Annotated in this window: 19 protein-coding genes and 1 tRNA gene; 17 read left to right on the top strand and 3 right to left on the bottom strand. The window is 35.2% G+C overall.

Translation table 11 applies throughout. The features are described 5' to 3' along the window. The first annotated feature begins 142 nt into the window (after window positions 1-142). From WFH39_RS02060 to WFH39_RS02045, 4 genes are all read left to right on the top strand, one after another. Window positions 143-3,325: an efflux RND transporter permease subunit gene (locus tag WFH39_RS02060; RefSeq protein ID WP_336688609.1), complete on the top strand. Its 3,183-nt coding sequence runs from the start codon at window positions 143-145 to the stop codon at window positions 3,323-3,325. Window positions 3,326-3,613: 288 nt separating this feature from the next. After that, a complete protein-coding gene (locus WFH39_RS02055; RefSeq protein WP_336688608.1) occupies window positions 3,614-5,026 on the top strand; it encodes an efflux transporter outer membrane subunit in 1,413 nt (470 codons plus the stop codon). Between the two features lie 103 nt (window positions 5,027-5,129). Further along, a complete protein-coding gene (locus WFH39_RS02050) occupies window positions 5,130-5,462 on the top strand; it encodes a hypothetical protein (protein WP_336688607.1) in 333 nt (110 codons plus the stop codon). 6 nt (window positions 5,463-5,468) lie between these two features. After that, on the top strand, window positions 5,469-6,008 hold the full coding sequence (locus tag WFH39_RS02045) for a GNAT family N-acetyltransferase (protein WP_336688606.1): 540 nt from the start codon (window positions 5,469-5,471) through the stop codon (window positions 6,006-6,008). A 23-nt stretch (window positions 6,009-6,031) separates the two neighbouring features. Here WFH39_RS02045 and miaA read toward each other — a convergent pair whose 3' ends face one another. Beyond that, entirely contained in the window at window positions 6,032-6,952 is a 921-nt protein-coding gene (miaA, locus tag WFH39_RS02040) for a tRNA (adenosine(37)-N6)-dimethylallyltransferase MiaA (protein ID WP_336688605.1), read from the bottom strand. A gap of 236 nt (window positions 6,953-7,188) precedes the next feature. Between miaA and WFH39_RS02035 the strand changes: the two genes are divergently transcribed. The 4 genes from WFH39_RS02035 to nadA all read left to right on the top strand — a co-directional run bounded on the left by WFH39_RS02035 (window position 7,189) and on the right by nadA (window position 10,019). After that, a complete protein-coding gene (locus WFH39_RS02035; RefSeq protein ID WP_336688604.1) occupies window positions 7,189-7,407 on the top strand; it encodes a hypothetical protein in 219 nt (72 codons plus the stop codon). Next, complete coding sequence (locus tag WFH39_RS02030; RefSeq protein WP_302715958.1) at window positions 7,379-8,236, top strand: YicC family protein; 858 nt, start codon at window positions 7,379-7,381, stop codon at window positions 8,234-8,236. The genes WFH39_RS02035 and WFH39_RS02030 overlap by 29 nt, the downstream gene beginning before the upstream one ends. A 91-nt stretch (window positions 8,237-8,327) precedes the next feature. Next, complete coding sequence (gmk, locus tag WFH39_RS02025; RefSeq protein ID WP_214590819.1) at window positions 8,328-8,894, top strand: guanylate kinase; 567 nt, start codon at window positions 8,328-8,330, stop codon at window positions 8,892-8,894. Between the two features lie 105 nt (window positions 8,895-8,999). After that, window positions 9,000-10,019, top strand: a complete 1,020-nt coding sequence (gene nadA / locus WFH39_RS02020; protein WP_336688603.1) for a quinolinate synthase NadA — start codon at window positions 9,000-9,002, stop codon at window positions 10,017-10,019. Between the two features lie 40 nt (window positions 10,020-10,059). Here nadA and WFH39_RS02015 read toward each other — a convergent pair whose 3' ends face one another. Both WFH39_RS02015 and WFH39_RS02010 read right to left on the bottom strand, forming a co-directional pair. Next, window positions 10,060-10,242, bottom strand: a complete 183-nt coding sequence (locus tag WFH39_RS02015) for a hypothetical protein (RefSeq protein ID WP_336688602.1) — start codon at window positions 10,240-10,242, stop codon at window positions 10,060-10,062. Between the two features lie 19 nt (window positions 10,243-10,261). Next, window positions 10,262-10,459, bottom strand: a complete 198-nt coding sequence (locus WFH39_RS02010) for a bacteriocin-like protein (RefSeq protein WP_336688601.1) — start codon at window positions 10,457-10,459, stop codon at window positions 10,262-10,264. 504 nt (window positions 10,460-10,963) lie between these two features. Between WFH39_RS02010 and thrA the strand changes: the two genes are divergently transcribed. The 9 genes from thrA to WFH39_RS01965 all read left to right on the top strand — a co-directional run bounded on the left by thrA (window position 10,964) and on the right by WFH39_RS01965 (window position 19,562). Then, window positions 10,964-13,408 (top strand): bifunctional aspartate kinase/homoserine dehydrogenase I, encoded by a 2,445-nt coding sequence (gene thrA, locus WFH39_RS02005; RefSeq protein ID WP_336688600.1) that lies wholly within the window; start codon window positions 10,964-10,966, stop codon window positions 13,406-13,408. Window positions 13,409-13,418: 10 nt separating this feature from the next. Continuing rightward, on the top strand, window positions 13,419-14,342 hold the full coding sequence (locus WFH39_RS02000) for a homoserine kinase (protein ID WP_336688599.1): 924 nt from the start codon (window positions 13,419-13,421) through the stop codon (window positions 14,340-14,342). A 10-nt stretch (window positions 14,343-14,352) separates the two neighbouring features. Next, window positions 14,353-15,654: a threonine synthase gene (gene thrC / locus WFH39_RS01995; protein WP_336688598.1), complete on the top strand. Its 1,302-nt coding sequence runs from the start codon at window positions 14,353-14,355 to the stop codon at window positions 15,652-15,654. Between the two features lie 5 nt (window positions 15,655-15,659). Next, window positions 15,660-16,022 (top strand): dihydroneopterin aldolase, encoded by a 363-nt coding sequence (folB, locus tag WFH39_RS01990; protein WP_336688597.1) that lies wholly within the window; start codon window positions 15,660-15,662, stop codon window positions 16,020-16,022. Window positions 16,023-16,051: 29 nt separating this feature from the next. Beyond that, the gene (locus WFH39_RS01985; protein WP_336688596.1) at window positions 16,052-17,416 is read left to right on the top strand and encodes a DUF4403 family protein; all 1,365 of its coding nucleotides are present in this window, start codon (window positions 16,052-16,054) and stop codon (window positions 17,414-17,416) included. A 25-nt stretch (window positions 17,417-17,441) separates the two neighbouring features. Beyond that, window positions 17,442-17,927, top strand: coding sequence for an RDD family protein (locus WFH39_RS01980; protein ID WP_336688595.1), 486 nt, complete (start codon window positions 17,442-17,444; stop codon window positions 17,925-17,927). A 56-nt stretch (window positions 17,928-17,983) separates the two neighbouring features. Next, window positions 17,984-18,057 (top strand) — tRNA-Cys (locus WFH39_RS01975). Window positions 18,058-18,293: 236 nt separating this feature from the next. After that, window positions 18,294-18,797 (top strand): hypothetical protein, encoded by a 504-nt coding sequence (locus WFH39_RS01970; RefSeq protein ID WP_336688594.1) that lies wholly within the window; start codon window positions 18,294-18,296, stop codon window positions 18,795-18,797. Window positions 18,798-19,334: 537 nt separating this feature from the next. Continuing rightward, window positions 19,335-19,562, top strand: a complete 228-nt coding sequence (locus tag WFH39_RS01965; protein WP_336688593.1) for a hypothetical protein — start codon at window positions 19,335-19,337, stop codon at window positions 19,560-19,562. The last annotated feature ends 294 nt before the right edge of the window (window positions 19,563-19,856 follow it).

Genomic DNA, 19,856 nt, shown 5'->3' with positions numbered 1-19,856 from the left:
ATAAGTACACATAAGGTTTTGAAAATCTTTGATTTTCAGCTAAAGTGAACTTCATGCAAAGTTTTTAATTAAACTAAAAGCTATTTAAGTGTTAAAAATTTAAAGCTAAAAAGTTTAAACCACATTAAAAAATAAACTTCTTATGTTAAAACAATTTATAGAAAGACCGGTACTCTCTACCGTGATCTCCATAATACTTTTATTATTGGGGGCGCTCTCCCTCTTTAATTTACCCATTGCCCTCTTTCCGGATATTGCTCCGCCGAGCGTTCAGGTAACGGCTTTTTATCCGGGAGCCAATGCGGAGGTTGTTGCGCGCTCTGTAGCCACGCCTATCGAAGAAGCTGTGAACGGGGTCGAAAATATGACATACATGACTTCCAACTCCAGTAACGACGGTACGATGACGCTGAATGTTTTCTTCAAGCAGGGTTCTGATGCAGATAATGCGGCGGTAAATGTACAAAACCGTGTATCGAAAGCGATGAGCCAGCTTCCGCAGGAAGTTGTTCAGGCGGGAGTTTCTACGCAGAAAGTACAAAACAGTATGATCATGTTCATGGGGTTATCCAGTAACGATCCTAAACAATACGACGAACTTTTTTTACAGAATTATCTGAAAATTAATATCATTCCGCAGATTCAGCGTATTCCCGGCGTTGCTCAGGCGCAGGTTTTCGGAACGAGAGATTATTCTATGAGACTCTGGCTGAAACCGGACAGATTAGCCGCAAACGGACTTTCGCCTCAGGAAGTTCTGAATGCAGTGAAAGATCACAATTTAGAAGCCGCTCCCGGTCGTTTGGGACAGGGAAGCAAGGAAACTTATGAATATATTTTAAAGTATAAAGGGAAATTAAACAAGAACGAAGACTACGAAAACATTGCTATTAAAGCCAATACAGACGGTTCATTTTTAAGATTAAAAGATGTAGCAAGAGTAGAATTCGGATCTTATACCTATACAGCAGCTAACAGAGTGGACGGGAAACCGGTAGCCGGATTTGCGATTATGCAGACTGCCGGTTCCAACGCCAACGAGATCTTAACGGAAATTGAAAAACAGGTAGATCAGTTCAAAACCACGCTTCCAAAAGGAGTGGAACCGATCATCATGTATAATTCTAAAGATTTCCTAGACGCGTCTATTCATCAGGTTGTTGAAACTTTAGTGATTGCATTTATCCTGGTATTTATTGTAGTGTATATTTTCCTTCAGGATTTCAGATCTACTTTAATTCCTGCCATTGCCGTTCCGGTTGCGATTATCGGTACATTCTTTTTCTTACAGTTATTTGGTTTCAGTATCAATATGCTGACTTTGTTTGCCTTGGTACTCGCGATTGGTATTGTAGTGGATGATGCAATTGTTGTGGTAGAAGCGATTCACTCCAAAATGGAACATACCGGAATGCCTGTGGAACAAGCCACCACAAGTTCGATGAGTGAAATTTCCGGAGCGATTATTTCCATTACTCTGGTGATGTGTGCCGTATTTATTCCGGTTGGTTTCATGCAGGGACCTGCAGGAGTTTTCTACAGACAGTTTGCCTTTACACTGGCAATTGCCATTATGATTTCTGCGGTGAATGCCTTAACATTAAGTCCGGCTCTTTGTGCTTTATTATTAAATGATCCTCAGGGAGAACACGGTGAACATGGAAAAAAAACAGGTTTCGGAGCGAGATTTTTCAATGCTTTTAATACAAGCTTTAATAATTTAACGAAGAAATATATTTACAGTCTTAAATTTTTAATTAAAAACAAATGGGTTGCCGTTGGAGGACTGATTTTACTGACTGCTGCAAGTGTTTTCTTAATTAAAAAAGCACCGTCAGGATTTATTCCTACTGAAGATCAGGGTTTCATTTTGTATGCCGTGAATACTCCTCCGGGAAGTTCATTAGACAGAACACATAACGCAACAGAGCAGATTGATAAAATCATCAACGGTGAAAAAGCGAAAAAAAATCTCTGGGTTGCAGACGGTCTGAATTTCATCAGTAACGCGAATGCCTCTCCGTATTCCGCAGGTTTTATTAAATTAAAAGACCATGATCAGCGAGGTGAAATCAGTGATCCGGATCAGATTGCAGCAGGATTAACGGGGAAAGTTTCGCAGGTAAAAGATGCCAGTGCATTCTTCTTCAACTTCCCAACCGTTCAGGGATTTGGTAACGTTTCCGGTTTTGAATTTATGCTTCAGGACAGAACGAACGGCTCTTTGGAACAATTAGGAACCAACACTCAGGCTTTCATCGGAGAATTAATGAAGCGTCCGGAAATTGCATTTGCTTTTACAACGTATGCAGCAGGAAATCCTCAATTCACAATTGAGGTTGATAATGATAAAGCCAATCAGTTAGGCGTTTCAATTACAGAATTGATGCAGACGATGCAGATCTATTACGGAAGCAGCTTTGTTTCAGATTTCAACCGATTCGGAAAATACTACAGAGTAATGGCTCAGGCAGATATTCCTTACCGTACGGATGCGAATTCTTTGGAGGGAATTTATGTTAAAAATAAATCCGGCGAAATGGTTCCTGTAAAAACATTGGTGACTTTAAAAAGAAGTTTTGGACCTGAAACGGTGACCAGAAACAATTTATTCAATGCCGTTACAATTAACGGAACACCGAAGCCGGGTTACAGTACCGGAGATGCGATTAAAGCAGTGGAAGAAGTAGCACAGAAATCACTTCCGAGAGGTTATGGTTACGAATGGACGGGAATCACCCGTGAAGAGATTAAAACAAGCGGACAGACTGCATTTATCTTTATGCTGAGTATTTTGTTTGTCTATTTCTTATTGGCAGCGCAGTACGAAAGTTATATTCTTCCGTTTGCCGTTATTTTAACGATTCCTACTGGTATTTTCGGAGTATTTGCTTTCACAGGGCTGGCTGGAATTGATAACAACATTTACGTTCAGGTCGGATTGATCATGCTGGTCGGATTATTGGCGAAAAATGCCATTCTTATTGTAGAATTTGCCGTACAGCGAAGAAATGCAGGAAGATCTTTATTAGAATCTGCACTTCAGGCTTCGAGATTACGCTTGAGACCGATCTTAATGACCTCGTTTGCCTTCATCATCGGGATGCTTCCGTTAGTTTGGACTCAGGGAGCCTCTGCAAAAGGAAATCATTCAATCGGGATGAGTACTGTGGGTGGAATGTTGACAGGAGTTGTATTCGGAGTATTCATTATTCCTGTGATGTTTGTGATTTTCCAGTATTTACATGAAAAAATGCCGAGCAGAAAAAAGAAAAGACTTCAAAGACAGAAACTGGAGGCAGAACTTTTAGCAGCAGCTCACTAATATATGATTGACAAAACTTTGAGATTTTCAAACAGGAATTTAAACGCAAAGATTTATTATTAATTGCGAATATTTTTAAAGGAGCAAAGAAAGCGACAAGTCGCTGATGAAGCTGGATGATTAAAGTTCGCTTCTTAAAATCAATTTTATTGATTAAATCTTTGCTCTCTTAAATATTTTACATCAAAAATTTTCCTTTGCGTTAAAAAATTTCAAAACAAAAAGTAGAAAAAACTGCTTTGAAACAATTTCTCAAAGTTTTGTAATCCATTAAAAATTTAAACCTTTATGAAAAGAATAAAAAATATCATCATCACTTTTGGACTGGCTTTGGTTTCAGTCTCCTGTGTGTCGAAACTGGCATACAAGGAGCCTGAACTGGAGCTTCCCGAAACTTTTAAATATACCGCAACAGCAGATACAGCAAGTGTTGCGAATCTGGAATGGAGACAGTTTTTCAGCGATCCGATGCTGCAAAATTTAATCGAAAAAGGAATTAAAAACAACTATGACTTACAGATTGCTTTAAAACAGGTTGCTTCTTCACAGGAAAAACTGAAACAGGCAAAGTATCTTCAGTATCCTGATGTTGGTTTCGGAGTTTCCACACAGATTTCCAAGCCTTCCAAAAACAGCATGAACGGACAAAGTTTGAACCTATTCTTAGGAAAAAGCTATGTTGAAGATTACAATGCAGCATTCAATTTGTCTTGGGAAGCAGATATTTGGGGCAAAATTAAAAATCAGCAGGAAGTTTCAAAAATGCAGTATCTGCAGACTTACGAAGCAACAAAAGCCATTCAGACACAGGTTGTTGCAGCTATTGCACAGGGATATTACAATCTGTTGATGCTGGACAAACAATTGCAGATTGCCCAATCTAATCTGGAACTCAGCAACCGTACGCTTTCTCTTACAGAAAAATTATGGCAAAGCGGTGACACCACTTCTCTGGGAGTTCAACAGGCAACGGCTCAGAAACAATCGACTGAACTTTTGATCACACAATTGGAGCAAAATATTGCCATTCAGGAAAATGCATTGAGTATTTTGGTGGGTGAAAATCCGGGAAAAATCAGTAGAACGATTGAAATGTCTGAAACTTCTTTGCCTAAGGATATTTCGGCAGGACTTCCCGCAGCAATGGTGAGTCGTCGTCCCGATGTCCGTCAACAGGAACTTGTTTTGCTGGAATCCAATTCTATGATAGGAATTGCGCAGGCAAACATGTACCCTTCATTGAAAATTACGGCAAACGGTGGAGTCAATTCATTTAAAATTGATAACTGGTTTCAGATTCCTGCTTCATTGTTCGGGTCTGTTTTAGGAGGATTGACTCAGCCGATTTTCCAGAAAAGACAATTGAAAACGGATTTAAATGTTGCTAAAATCCAGAGAGAGAAAAACGTATTGGCGTTCCGTCAGTCAGTTTTAAATGCGGTAGGAGAAGTTTCTGATGCTTTGGTTTCCAATGAGAGTTTAAAAGTTCAGGAAGAAAAAGCAACGGAACAGGTAGCAACCTTAAAAAACGGAATCAAAAGTGCCGAAATGCTGTACAAAGGCGGAATGGCAAATTATTTAGAAGTGATAACAGCTCAGGGAAATTCTCTGCAGGCAGAACTGAATCTTGCGTCCGTAAAAAGACAGAGATTGAGCAGTATTGTAGATTTGTACCGGGCTTTAGGTGGCGGTTGGAAGTAGTAAATTTAAATTATATTGTTAATAATGCGGTCTTTCGGGGCTGCATTTTTTGTTTTAATTTAACATAAAGATTATTTTTGTATCTTATAAAAAAATTAATAACATGAATCAAAACTTAGTCGTATTTTCGAATTTTAGACAAAAATTATCTGGACAACACCAACTTAAAAATGGCAATGAAACTTTTACGGGTCTTATTATTTACAATTTTAAAGGACAATCACTAAAAGAAACTTTAGAAGTTACCGTTCGATTAACCACAAGTGAATATGGAGAAATTTCAATCGATGATGGCAATATACTTAACTCAAATATAGTTCATATGGATTTCAGTCCCAATTGGCAAGATTACTCAGTTAATAATGATGGGATTTTAACCATCAATGGTAAATCTGCAAAATGCGGCATTTATGAAGTTAAAATAATTCAAATCTAATAAGTTATGCCTGAAATATCAAAAGAATATACACTTTTAAAACAAAATATAGACATTAGATTTTTAGAAAAAATATTGTTTGAATTTGAATCTAAAAATAAGGATTTATATATTGAAATTCATCACCAAATTTCTGAGGAGATAATTAATGACTATATTAAATTTTGTATTGAAGCAGAGAATAATACACTTGGTTTATTACGGCTAGGTGAAGTATCAAAAATTTCAGTTGAAAATATCAGACAACAATATAATTTAAGAACAGAAGACAAATTTTATTTTGATGTATTAATCTTTAATGAAGATAGAAAAATAATTGGAAAATTAAATTCGTGGGGGTACAAAAAAGGAGGTCCTTATCATATATTTCATATGTATGTAAAAGAAACACATAGAGGAAGAGGACTTGGAAAATTACTATTATTTAAAACAATTAAAATTGCACTTGATAATATTCCTGAACTATCAAAATTTGACCTTCAAACACATGAAAGCAATGTGCCTGCACAAAAAACAATATGTCAAATAGGTTTTGTTCTAAAATAGTACAGTGTGTCATTTCAAAAAATTTATTTCAAAGCCTCTTTATTAATATATTCAATCAACCCCTCAAAATCCTCCTGTGAATATCCCAACTGCAAATAATGAATATCATCCGCTTTTCTGTACCAAGTCAATTGACGTTTTGCGTACCTCCGGCTGTTTTTTTTAATTTCGGAAACGGCAAAATCAAGATCCCATTCTCCATCAAAATATTTAAATAATTCGGAATAGCCAACCGTATTTAAAGCGGTGAGATGTTTAAATTTCTCAATACTTTTTGCTTCTTCCAGCAAGCCTTTTTCCATCATCATATCCACTCTCCTGTTAATCCGGTCGTACAACTCTTCTCTCGGCGCTTCAATTCCGATACGGATGGTTTTAAAATCTCTGGAATCCTGTGAAACAGCTATTTGTTCAGAATATTTTTTATTCGTCTGCCAAATAACATCGATAGCCCGTAAAAGTCTTCTGTGATTGTGAAAATCTACTATGGCAAAATATTCGGGATCAAGCTCTTTCAGAATTTCCTGAAGTTTTTCGATTCCTTCATTTTCGAAAATTTCCTGTAATTTTTTCTGATTGTTTTCATCCGCTTCAGGCAAATCATTCAACCCTTCAATCACCGCTTTTTCATACATCATGCTTCCACCAACTAAAATGACGGTATCATGTTTTTCGAAAAGTTCACTGATTTTTTTTAAGGCATCTTCTTCATATTGCCCGATCGAATAATATTCTTCAACGGAAAGGCTTCCGATAAAATGATGAGGTGCTTCGGCAAGTTCTTCAGCAGACGGTGAAGCCGTTCCGATTTTCATTTCCCTGAAAAACTGTCTCGAGTCACACGAAACAATCTCTGTGCTGAAATGTTTTGCCACATCAATTGCCAGTCTTGTTTTACCAATTCCGGTGGGTCCTACAACAGAAATTAAATTTTTCTTTTTCACCGCGCTAATTTACGAAAATGAGTGAATTCTGTTTTACCGAAAAAAAAGACAATATATTTCCATGTTTCTTAGGTAAGTTAAAAATTTACAAAATGATTGCATGAACTTTTTATTCTAAAAGAAACCATTTAATTTAAGGAGTTAAGTACAATTAAGAATCAAATAGATTTTTAGAAAATATTATGACTTAAAGCAGAGCTCACCTTAATATCCTAAACTCCTTAAATTAAATCTTAATGTTCCAAATAAACTTTCCTACTACTAAAGACTTACTTTCTGGAAGATTAGAAGAACGAAGATGGAAGTTAAAATCGGTATTCAATAATATCCACAACAATCTTCCCGCTTCCTTCTTCCCTCTTCCAGCTTTCAACATTAGCAAAACTATAGACTTAAATGTTTATCTTTGTAAGACAATAAAAAACTATGATTTTATCAATGACCGGCTTTGGTAGAGCCGAAGACGTTTTTGAAGGCAAAAAAATTACCATCGATATTAAATCCCTGAATAGCAAGAGCTTCGATTTAAATATCAAAATTCCTTTGAGATATAAAGAGAAGGAATTTGAGGTAAGAAAAATTCTGAACGATAGAATAATCCGTGGAAAAGTAGACTGCTACATCAATATAGAAAATCTTGAAGAGTCCAACGATGTAAAAATTAATAAAAGTTTAATTGATTCTTACATGAAGGAGCTGAAAAACATCGCTTCAGACGGACCTGATTTCGAATATCTGAAAATGGCGGTAAGGCTTCCGGATGCGATTACTTCAAGACCTGACGAATTATCTGAAGGAGAATGGGAAGCTTTGGCAAAAATTGTAAATGCTGCCGTGGATCGTTTTGAAGAATTCAGAAGAACGGAAGGTAAAATTTTGCATGAAGAACTTGAAAGAAATATTCAGAATATTGATAAATACTTAGGTGAAGTTATTCCGTTCGAAGAAGACAGAATTTCTGCCGTGAAGGAGCGTTATCAAAAAACTTTAAAAGAGTTTGAGAATGTAGATGAAACCCGTTTCTATCAGGAAATGGCTTATTTTACAGAAAAACTGGATATTTCGGAAGAAAAAGTAAGACTTTCCCAACATTTGAAATATTATAAGGAAGTAATGGACAATGAAGATTTCAACGGGAAAAAACTTGGATTTATTTCTCAGGAAATCGGTCGAGAAATCAACACATTAGGTTCCAAAGCCAATCATTCGGAAATTCAGAAACTGGTAGTCATGATGAAGGATGATCTAGAGAAGATTAAAGAACAAACGTTAAATGTGCTTTAAATTCAACGTTTAATGCTTAAAATTCAACGTTAAAAACTTTGGATAAGCAAAATAATTTTGAATAATAGATTTTAACTTTAAACTAAAAACTTTGAATAATAAAGTTATCATATTTTCTGCACCGTCAGGAAGCGGAAAAACAACATTGGTAAAGCATTCTCTGGAGGTTTTTAATGAACTGAAATTTTCGATTTCATGTACAACAAGACAGCCGAGAGGCAGTGAAGTTCATGCAGTGGATTATCATTTTTTAACGCCCGATGAATTCAGACAGAAGATTGCTGAAAATGCTTTTGTAGAATTTGAAGAGGTTTATACCGACAAATACTACGGAACATTAAAATCCGAAGTAGAAAAAATCTGGAACGAAGGAAAAGTGGTTATTTTTGATGTCGATGTAAAAGGCGGAATTTCCTTAAAGAAATATTTCGGAGAACAGGCTTTGTCGATTTTCATTGAACCGCCTTCCATTGAAGAACTGGAACGAAGATTGATCTCAAGGAACACAGATGATGCAGAAACCATCAAAACGCGTGTGGCAAAAGCAGAAGAAGAAATGTCTTACGCGAAGGAATTTGATAAAATCGTCATTAACAGCGATCTGAACGAAGCAAAAAAAGAAATAGAAAGTTTAATAAAAAATTTTATTGGAAGTTAAAGACCGGATGATGGAAACGGGAAGCTTGAGGTTTATTAAACAACTTCAAAATTCTAATTTTAATTCCTGAATTTTAATTTCTGATTCTAAAACATTGAGGTTGATATGAGTACCGAAACATTAGAAAAAGCTAAATCTGCGATTCCTGTAAGAGGATTTCTGGATATAAAAGATATAGCAATTCCTCAAGGAGAAGAGCTTGTACAGGCGATTCTTAAATTGAAAGAAGAAAAAAACGCCATTATTCTGGCGCATTATTACCAACCCGGAGACATTCAGGATATTGCTGATTTTCTGGGAGATTCTCTGCAACTGGCAAGACAGGCAAAAGATACGGATGCAGATATGATTGTTTTCTGTGGAGTTCATTTCATGGCGGAAGCGGCTAAAATTCTGAACCCGACTAAAAAAGTAGTTCTTCCCGATACAATGGCAGGATGTTCATTGGCAGACGGATGTTCCGGAGAAGGTTTGAGAAAAATGCGCGAACAGCATCCGAATGCTTTGGTGGCAACCTACATCAACTGTAACGCAGAAACGAAAGCGGAAAGTGATATTATTGTTACCAGCTCAAATGCTGAAACGGTAATTGAAGCCTTACCGAAAGACCGGCCGATTATTTTTGCACCGGATAAAAATTTAGGAAGATATTTATCTCAGAAAACAGGACGCGATATGATTCTTTGGGACGGAAGCTGCATCGTTCACGAAGCATTTTCTATGGAAAGAATTGCAAAACAACTGGCAGATAATCCGGATGCAAAATTAATTGCACACCCTGAAAGTGAAGAAGCGGTTTTAAAACTGGCTCATTTTATCGGTTCAACTTCTGCCCTTCTGAATTATGTTGAAAAGGATGACTGTCAGAAATTCATTATTGCTACAGAAGAAGGAATTCTTCACGAAATGAAAAAGCGTGCTCCTCATAAAGAATTAATCCCTGCTTTGGTTTTTGATGAAAGCTGTAACTGCTCGGAATGTTTCTACATGAAGCGTAATACCATGGAAAAACTGTATTTATGTATGAAATATGAGCTCCCGGAAATTATCATCGATGAAGATTTAAGATTAAGAGCTTTAAAACCTATTGAAGCGATGCTTGATCTTTCTAAAAGTATAAAATAAATAAAAGCACTGTTTTGGCAGTGCTTTTTTGTTCTTAAGATTAATTTTCAAAACAGTCTGCGCTTACATCTACGCACATCTGACAGTTTTGTGATAATGCGAAGTAACTTGCACATGAAGCTGAATATTCCGGTCCGTTTCCGTAATTATTCTGAACAGGACATCCCGCACAACTTGTTGCTCCTTTGATTTCTTTTAATTTTGATCTTGATAGTTTTTTCATAATAATTATAATTAAGTTTTTAACCTTCCAGAATTAAGCAGCTATTGGGATTAGACGGATCATAATTGTTTAGATAAAGACAAACTCTGTGTCCTTTAAGATCTGTACATACCGCACAGCCTTTAGGTCCACAATCCGAATCTACCACACAATTGTCTGTAATACCTCCGCTAATGGAGCGAAGATTTTGTCTGCTTAGTTTTTTTAGATTTTTCATATAATTAATTTGTTTTGGTGAATGCCTAAAATTAATAAAAAAACACAACAAATCACCTTCTGTTGATAAAATAATTCCTTTTTCCTAACAATCTTTTAATAAGATTACTATTTGTTTTAAGATATTTTAGAATAAAGCCTATTATAAAGCACTATTAAATATTTAAAAATCAAAAACTTAATCAACAGATTAGTACTTTACAGGATGTTGATTGAATAAAAAAATTAGTTACAATTTGTGAAACTAATTCAATTAAATTCAACCAACCAAGTAAATTATTCAAAAAAATTTGTACATTTGTTCATACAGCAATGAATTTTTTAATAAACATATCTGATATTTCCACTCCGATTTTCTCAATTTCGGAAGTATCTTTTGTTTCTATTATTGCTACAACAACTACAACTACCCCATAACGGGGTGCATTTTCACATATCATGATAAGTCTTCGTGCTCTTTTTTCTAAAGAGTAAAATTCAATTTTCTATAATTAAAAAACAAATAATGAAAGTTTTAAAATTCGGGGGAACTTCAGTTGCCCATTCACAAAATATAATGTTAGTAGAAAACATTATTAAAAAAGAATCTCAGAAAAACAGAATCATCGTTGTAGTTTCAGCACTTCACGGGGTTACAGATCAATTGATAAAGGCTGCAGAAGCCGCTTCCCACAATAATGAAAATTATCTTCAAATCCTTAAAAATCTCGAAGAAAAACATTTAGATCTTGTTAAAGACCTGATTCCTTTTTCAGAACAAAGTTCATGGCTCAGTTTCGTAAAAAAACATTTTAATGATATTGAGGACATCTGTAACAGCATTTTTATATTGAAAGAGTTTACAGACAGAATCAAAGATAAAATTACGTCATATGGCGAATTTCTTTCTTCAAATATTATTACAGCCAGACTGAAATCAAATGGTTCGGATGCTTGCTGGATGGATTCTCACATCGTTACAGACAGTAATTTCACCAATGCAAAAGTAAATTTTGAAGCCACAGAAAATAATCTCAGCCAATTTCTGAATGAAAATAAAAATCAGATTATTATCACTCCGGGATTCATTGCAAAAGATGCAAAAGAAAATGCCACAACATTAGGAAGAGGCGGTTCAGATTACACGGCGTCAATCATTGCTTCTGTTCTCCATGCAGATGAACTTGAGATCTGGACTGATGTAAGCGGAATGATGACTTCAGATCCGCGATTGGTTTCCAATGCAAAACCTATTGTTGAAATTTCATATTCTGAAGCGATGGAACTTTCTCATTTTGGGGCAAAAGTTTTGTATCCTCCCACCATTCAGCCGGTAATGGTGAAAAATATCAACCTGAGAATCAAAAATACTTTCGATCCGGAAGCTCAGGGAACATTAATTTCTCATCATGTAAAAAAATCTCATTTTGAAAATGAACAAATTGCTGTCGGTGTATCCAATATGAGCCACGTTGCTCTGCTTACTGTAGAAGGAAGCGGAATGATAGGCATTCCCGGAGTTTCCGCAAAACTATTCCAGTGTCTAAGTCAGGAGAAAATTAATGTCATTTTAATTACCCAAAGTTCTTCAGAACACTCTATTACAATTGCAATCAGCGAAAAAGATATTTTCAATGCAAAAAGTGCCATTGATTCTGCTTTTGAAGATGATTTAAAGCTGAAAAGAATTGATCCGGTAAAAATAGAAACAGATCTTGCCATTGTTGCTTTAGTGGGAGAAAACATGAAAAGCAGAAGCGGCGTGAGTGCCAAAATGTTCGGTTGTCTGGGAAATAACGGCATCAATATCAGAGCAATTGCACAGGGATCATCAGAAAAAAATATCAGCATTGTTATATCAGAAAAAGATATTACAAAAGCGGTTAATGTATTGCATGAAGAATTTTTTGAGTCCGAAATAAAACAAGTACATCTCTACATCTGCGGAACAGGAAATGTGGGAATGAAGTTAATTCAGCAGATCTATAGCCAGAACGAATATCTTAAAGAGCACCTTTCAGTTAATTTAAGAATTGCAGGACTGTCCAACAGCCGTAAGATGATTTTCTCAGACAAAGGGATTTCAGAAAATGAATTTACCAGCTTCGATCAAAATGGTCAGGAAGCTTCTGCGGAAAAATTTGCGCAGGAAATTATTTCAAGAAATCTAAGAAACTCTGTCTTCGTAGATGTTACAGCGAGTTCCGAAGTTCCGAATATCTATGAGCAACTTCTGAAGAAAAGTGTAAATATTGTTGCGTGTAATAAGATTGCCGCTTCTTCTGATTTTGAAAATTATAAAAATTTAAAAAATACAGCCAGAAACCACAGTTGTCAATTTCTGTTTGAAACCAATGTGGGAGCAGGATTGCCGATTATCGGAACAATTAATGATCTTATCCGAAGCGGCGATAAAATTACTTCGATTCAGGCGGTTCTCAGCGGAACTTTAAATTTTGTGTTCAACAATTACGACGGAAGCAGGACATTTTCTGAAATTGTTGCTCAGGCTCAAAAAGGAGGTTATACAGAGCCCGATCCCCGACTTGATTTGGCGGGAACAGATGTTGCCAGAAAAATTCTGATTCTTGCCAGAGAAGCAGGTTATTCCATTGAATTTAATACCATTGAAAATGAAAGTTTTCTTCCTGAAGAATGCATGAAAGGAACCGTAAACGACTTTTATGATGCACTTTCCAAGTATGAAGATCATTTCAGGAATCTTTTGGAAGAAGCAAAAAGTAAAGGCAAAATTTTAAAATATGTTGCTGAATTTAAAGAGGGAAAAGCAAAAGTAGGATTAAAGCATATTGCTCCGGAAAGCGATCTTTTTCACCTGTATGGAAAAGATAATATCGTAATTTTCAAAACGTTGAGGTATTATGAACAGCCTCTTGTTGTAAAAGGTGCGGGAGCAGGTGCAGAAGTTACAGCAAGTGGTGTTTTCGCAGATATTCTCCGTTCTGTTTAAAAATTGAGTTATGAAAAAAGTTAAATTAAAAGTTCCTGCTACCATTGCCAATCTGGTTTGCGGATTCGATATTTTAGGAATGGCAATCCATGAACCGTTTGATGTAATGGAACTGAAACTGCTGGAAACCTCTGAGATCATCATCAGACACACAGACGATTTCGGACTCCCAGAAGAAACGTCAAAAAATGTTGCCGGAAAAGTTTTATTGAAAATTCAGGAGGAATTAAACCTTAAAAACGGCTTCGAGGTAATCATCCATAAAAAAATAAAACCCGGAAGCGGATTGGGTTCCAGTGCGGCAAGTGCAGCAGGATCCGCTTTTGGAGCCAACTGGTTGCTGGGAAATATTCTCTCTAAAGAAGAAATGATTTATTTTGCCATGTTTGGTGAAGAATTAGCTTCAGGAGTAAAACATGCAGACAATATCACGCCCTGTATTTTTGGTGGAATAACATTAATCAAATCTTCAAATCCTATTGATATTATTCCGCTGAATTCTCCGGACTTATTTGTAACGGCGGTTCATCCGCAGATTGAAGTAAAAACTTCTGATGCAAGACAGATTCTGAAGAAAAATATTCTGCTGAAGGATGCCATAGAGCAATGGGGAAACATTGCAGGTCTGGTTGCCGGAATTCAGAACAATGATTTCGAACTGATCGGTAGAAGTTTAAAGGATGTTATCGTAGAACCCGTAAGAAGTCTCCTGATTCCTAAATTTAATGAAATAAAAGAAAAAAGTCTCGGTTTAGGTGCTTTAGGCGGAGGTATTTCAGGTTCCGGACCTTCGGTTTTTATGCTTTCCGAGAATGAAAAAATTTCATACGAAATAGCAGAAATGATGAAATCTGTTTACAGTAAAATCAACATTGAAAGTTTCGCCTATGTCTCTAAAGTAAACCCTAAAGGAATAGAAATTATTGAAGAATAAAAATCAGCCTATGAAGTATTATAATTTAAAAGATAAAGAAGAAGTTGTTGATTTCAAAACAGCTACCATAAAAGGACAGGGAAAAGAAAAAGGACTGTTTTTCCCAGAATACATCCCATTATTTGAAAAAGATTTTATTGAAAATTTAGACCTTTACAGCGATGAAGAAATTGCTTACCGATGCATGAAAGATTTTGTGGGCGACGAAATTCCTTCGGAGATTTTAAAAGAAATCGTTTCAGAAACCATCAATTTTGAAATTCCGTTGAAAAAAATCAATGAAAACATCTATTCTTTAGAACTTTTTCATGGTCCAACTTTAGCCTTTAAAGATGTGGGAGCCCGATTTATGAGCCGCTGTCTGTCTTATTTCCTGAAAAGTGAGAATAAAAAAGTAACCGTTTTGGTGGCTACATCCGGAGATACGGGAGGAGCCGTTGCGAATGGATTTTATAAAACTGAAAATATTAATGTGGTTATTCTTTACCCAAAAAACAGGGTAAGCGAAGTTCAGGAAAAGCAGTTAACGGCACTCGGCGAAAACATTTCTGCTTTAGAAGTTGACGGCAGCTTTGACGATTGTCAGAATTTAGTAAAACAGGCTTTCTCGGACGCAGAAATTAATTCAAAATTATTTTTAACATCTGCCAATTCCATAAATGTCGCAAGATGGCTTCCTCAGCAAATTTATTATCTGCTCGCGCTGAAGCAATGGAAAAAAACAGAAAAAGAGAAGCCTGTTATTTCCGTCCCAAGCGGAAACTTTGGTAATCTGTGTGCCGGAATTTTAGGTTATTTCCGGGGACTTCCTGTTGAACATTTTATTGCGGCATGCAACGAAAATGATGTTATTCCCAACTATTTAGAAACAGAAAAACTACAGATAAAAGAAACAGTAGCCACACTTTCTAACGCAATGGATGTAGGAAATCCGAGTAATTTCGTGAGAATTTTAACGCTTTTCGGGAATAAGTTTCAGGATATAACGGATATGATTTCAGGATATTCTGTGGATGATGAAAAAACATTAGCTGCGATTAAAAATGTGCATGAAAAATACAGTCATCTGCTCGATCCTCATGCTGCAGTTGCGTATGCTGCTATGGAAAAACACTTTGAAGACAATCCTAAAAAGGGCTTTATTCTGGGAACCGCTCATCCCGTAAAATTTCCTCAGGCAGTAGAAAAAGCCATTCAGACTTCAGTAGATTTACCCGAGTCTTTAGAATTATTAATGAAAAAAGAGAAAAAAAGTGTTGAAATAAATCCAGATTTTGCAGAATTAAAACGATTTTTGCTTACAGAAATTTAAGAGTTATGAGCAGGATTTATTTAGAAAATGTAAAAATATATGCTTACCACGGTGTTCTTCCTGAAGAAAATATTGTTGGTACCTATTATATTGTAAATGCAGAACTTCATACCGACCTCTGGAATGCAGCAGATTCTGATGACCTTAAAGATACCATCAGTTACGCAGAAATCAACGAAATCATTCATGAGGAAATGAAAATAAAATCTAAATTGCTGGAACATGTAGCAGGAAGAATTATTTTTGCAATACATGAAAGGTTTCCGCAGGTAGATTATATTAAATTAAAAATTACCAAAACAGCTCCGCCGATGAAAGGGGAAATGACGGGCGCAAGTATAGAGCTTGAAAAAAGCTTTAAGCCTTAAACTAAATATTTATTAAAAAAATAACACAATTGAAAGTTGTAAAAATAGTATTTCTTCTGTTTTGTACGGGTATTTTCGGGCAGGCGAATATCAGCACAGAAATTCCGGACTATAATTTTCCGAAAGTGCGGTCTAATATAACGATGCCTGTGAGCATTCCGCTTTCAGAGATCAGCAACCTGATTAATGCATCGGTAAAAGATCTCATTTATCAGGACGATTCTTATACCGATAATAATAATGACCAGTTTAAGGTAAAAGTCTGGAAAACCCGCCCTATCCGGCTCGTGGGAGGAACCAATCAGAATATACTGATCGAAGTTCCTTTAAAAATATGGGCAGAAAAAGGCATCGGAACGCTGGGACTTTATACGTACCAGAACACCACTTTTGAAACGGTGATGTCTTTTAATGCAGCATTAAATTTTCAGAATAACTGGATTATTACGACCAGCACAAAACCCAACGGTTTCCGATGGGTAACACAGCCTGTTCTGGATTATGGTAAAATTAAAATCCCAATTACTTCTCTGGTTGAAAAAAGTCTGGTGGAACAACAGCAGAAATTCTGTAAAACCATCGACAGCCAAATGGCAGCACAGCTTAATTTTCAGCAATATGCAGTAATGGCTTGGAATGCATTTTCACAGCCTTTTAATATTTCTGAAGAATACAAAACCTGGCTGAAAGTTTCTCCGGTAAAGGTAAATATGACACCGCTAAAGTTTTATGCCAATCAGATTGATACTACGATCGGGATTGATGTTTTTTCTGAAACTTTTACAGGAAGCCAGCCTGCTTCAACACCGCCTATAAAATCGGCTCCAAACTTTACATTTATTTCTAGTTTGGGAAACCAGTTCCTGCTTCAGACGACCGCTAATATTCCGTATACGGAAGCGACCAATATTGCGAGAAATATGTTTTTGAATAAGGAATATGATGTAAGAGGTTCATCCGTAAAAATTAAAGATATTAAAGTATACGGCGTTGATGATAAGGTAATGATAGAGGCAGAAACCGAAGGGTATGTAAACGGAAAAGCGTTTATTTCCGGGATTCCTGTGTATGATGAAGCGAAAAAGAAAATTGTATTGTCTAATACAAAATTCAACCTGAAAACAGCCAATATTCTACAGAAAACAGCGACGCTGCTCTTCAGAGGAAGAATCGTAAAAATGATCGAAGAAGAATACGGAATTCCTACTCAAGAACTGGAAAATAGTTCAAAGAAAAGCATCGAAGAAGCATTAAATAAAGAATATTATAAAGGTTTAAAAATGAACGGAAAAGTATTCAGCCTCAAACCAAGTAAAATCCTTCTCAATCCTTACGGAATTACTGCCGTTATTGATACCAAAGCCACTTTAAAATTAACACTAACAGGAATTTAAAATTTATAAAAACTAATATAACCTCATGAAACATTTAAAAATTGTAGAATTCAATAGATCCAGTAAAGGAAAAAGATTTGCAAATTATATAATAGATCTTATTATTTTTTACATATTACTTTCATTAATTTTTGCTTTTTTAATCTTGATAAGTCCTGCTTTCAACGGATGGCTTTCAAATGCAGGCGAAATCGAACAAAGACTTCTAAGTATCGCGTCTTATGCTATTTATATGTTTTCAGTGGAAATGATAACCGGAGGAAGAAGTGTTGGGAAGTTTATTACAGGTACTAAAGTAATGATGATTGACGGAACGAAACCTACTTTTGGACAGTTGCTTTTGAGAAATATTTTCAGGTCTATTGTTTTAATAGATCAGCTTTCGTTTTTAGGAGAAAATGGATTTCATGATTCCTGGAGTAATACGCGAGTTATTGATATTAAAAATTATGAGACTGAAAGACAGGCAAAAAGCGAAATAGAGAGCATTGGCACGAAAGAAATTGCTTAAAAATTTTTGTTCGAAAATAAATTTTACTATATTTGCACACCTCAAAAATGGTAAATGGTACTTTGGCCGAGCGGCTAGGCAGTGGTCTGCAACACCATCTACAGCGGTTCGAATCCGCTAGGTACCTCCAAAAACCCTAACTCATTTACTACAATGTTTTAGGGTTTTTTATTTTTACTATTTTACAACCAATTTATAACGAAGTTTTAAGCCTTTTTAATTTTAGTTTTTAATATCGGATATTGAACTTCTCTATCTGTATGGAATAAACATGATGAGTAAGCTGCCAAAATAATTATTTCTCTTGTGAGGTTTTCCGTAATAGGAGATTACAGAGATTTTATATATTGCAGAAAATTTTTAACTATGAAAAAAACCTTATTATTTTCAGCTATTTTGATTTATTCAATTATAAGTGCTCAACAAATATTAAAAACAAATGAAGGTAGGTATGTTATATTAAAAAATGATAAAACTTGGGAATATACAGAAGCACCAACTGCTTTCACTAAATCCGATGTTGTATATAGTGAACGGGGTATCTCAATGTTTAACAAGACGATAAAGCTAAAAAATGGTAAAAATGAACTTGTTGATGTAGAATTGGAAGTTGCTTTAGTTAAGGATTATGCGGAAAATTTAAAGTTTGACAAGATTGAGTCAATGATAGAATCAACATTACTGGAAGCGAAATACAGCTTAAAAAATAAGTCAACATTCAGCCCAATAAAAATAAGTTTTATGATTAGTGACGAAAAAGGAGTTGCGTTAATGCTTGAATATTCAGGACAAAATGATTATGGCGCTATGAAAGATGCAACAAAACTGACGTTTTTTACATTAGACGGAGTTCAGACTAAAACTTATTAATAATTAGCAAAGCTCCAAACGGAGCTTTATTTCTTTGTTATTTTATTTAAAAAATAGTTAAAAGTGTCAAAAAGACATGAAATAAATAGGTGAGAACTCCTTGCTTTTTCCCGACAATTCATTATTTAGACATTCACATTCGAAAACAAAAAACTTCCCAGAACAAACTGAGAAGTTTAAAAAACTGTTTAAAAACGAATGGAAATTGAATGTGTAAAACTACAATAAAGCCTTTCTAAACGAGTATGACCAGAGTCATAATACAAAAACCTCCCGCAAACGGGAGGCAAACTTACTGAGATACTAAAACATTTATATGTTATATTTCTAAAATTAATTATAATATGTTCTCCATTTTATGATTCCAGTCATATAAATAATTCCAATAACCGGCAACAAAAAAAAACCATAAAACACTAAACCTAAACTCTTTACATATTATATTTTTTAAGTTTATAAATATTACATAATAAAAATTATTGTATAAAACATTATATTTTTCACTAAATAATGATTAAATTTGCGTAAACTAAAATCATGACATTCAACGAAGCATTAAAACACAAGAAAAACATTTTAAAAAATTCCAGCGAGTTTACAAAAACGCTGTATGATTATATTATTATTCCAAGTATCGACGAAGAAGGTATTAAATACATTGAAGATTTTAAAAAATCTCCCGATTCTTTTATGGATGAGAGCTGTAAGAGATACAGCAGTAATGATAGGTTTAAAGTATTTTTATTTACTAAAAACCAAAACTAAAGCTTCCGTTTTCCCTTCTCTATTGCTATATTTTCCGCAAAAACAAAAAATCCCCGTATTTCTACGAGGATAAAAACTAATAACCATGAAAACTCAAATTAAACATGAGTGACTGCAAATTTATGAAATGTTAGTTTTACATACATCTATATCGAATATTAATTCCATCAATTAACAATTTTTATCAAAGATTAAAAAACTGTTAATATCCTTATAAAAGGATATATTTTCTTTAATATTCAACCCATTCCCCTTTTATTGCTGCGGTTACAGACCTATAGCAAATTAAACATT

It is taken from the genome of Chryseobacterium sp. MMO-72, from assembly GCF_037146035.1.
Lineage (GTDB): Bacteria > Bacteroidota > Bacteroidia > Flavobacteriales > Weeksellaceae > Chryseobacterium > Chryseobacterium indicum.
Note: the sequence above shows the minus strand (reverse complement) of the source record. Positions and strands in the feature narration are given on the sequence as shown.

Excerpts from the sequence above, each read along its gene's own strand:
- WFH39_RS02060 (WP_336688609.1), top strand. The coding sequence starts at position 143 with ATGTTAAAACAATTTATAGAAAGACCGGTACTCTCTACCGTGATCTCC.
- WFH39_RS02055 (WP_336688608.1), top strand. The coding sequence starts at position 3,614 with ATGAAAAGAATAAAAAATATCATCATCACTTTTGGACTGGCTTTGGTT.
- WFH39_RS02050 (WP_336688607.1), top strand. The coding sequence starts at position 5,130 with ATGAATCAAAACTTAGTCGTATTTTCGAATTTTAGACAAAAATTATCT.
- WFH39_RS02045 (WP_336688606.1), top strand. The coding sequence starts at position 5,469 with ATGCCTGAAATATCAAAAGAATATACACTTTTAAAACAAAATATAGAC.
- WFH39_RS02035 (WP_336688604.1), top strand. The coding sequence starts at position 7,189 with ATGTTCCAAATAAACTTTCCTACTACTAAAGACTTACTTTCTGGAAGA.
- WFH39_RS02030 (WP_302715958.1), top strand. The coding sequence starts at position 7,379 with ATGATTTTATCAATGACCGGCTTTGGTAGAGCCGAAGACGTTTTTGAA.
- nadA (WP_336688603.1), top strand. The coding sequence starts at position 9,000 with ATGAGTACCGAAACATTAGAAAAAGCTAAATCTGCGATTCCTGTAAGA.
- WFH39_RS02015 (WP_336688602.1), bottom strand. The coding sequence starts at position 10,242 with ATGAAAAAACTATCAAGATCAAAATTAAAAGAAATCAAAGGAGCAACA.
- WFH39_RS02010 (WP_336688601.1), bottom strand. The coding sequence starts at position 10,459 with ATGAAAAATCTAAAAAAACTAAGCAGACAAAATCTTCGCTCCATTAGC.
- thrA (WP_336688600.1), top strand. The coding sequence starts at position 10,964 with ATGAAAGTTTTAAAATTCGGGGGAACTTCAGTTGCCCATTCACAAAAT.
- WFH39_RS02000 (WP_336688599.1), top strand. The coding sequence starts at position 13,419 with ATGAAAAAAGTTAAATTAAAAGTTCCTGCTACCATTGCCAATCTGGTT.
- thrC (WP_336688598.1), top strand. The coding sequence starts at position 14,353 with ATGAAGTATTATAATTTAAAAGATAAAGAAGAAGTTGTTGATTTCAAA.
- folB (WP_336688597.1), top strand. The coding sequence starts at position 15,660 with ATGAGCAGGATTTATTTAGAAAATGTAAAAATATATGCTTACCACGGT.
- WFH39_RS01980 (WP_336688595.1), top strand. The coding sequence starts at position 17,442 with ATGAAACATTTAAAAATTGTAGAATTCAATAGATCCAGTAAAGGAAAA.
- WFH39_RS01970 (WP_336688594.1), top strand. The coding sequence starts at position 18,294 with ATGAAAAAAACCTTATTATTTTCAGCTATTTTGATTTATTCAATTATA.
- WFH39_RS01965 (WP_336688593.1), top strand. The coding sequence starts at position 19,335 with ATGACATTCAACGAAGCATTAAAACACAAGAAAAACATTTTAAAAAAT.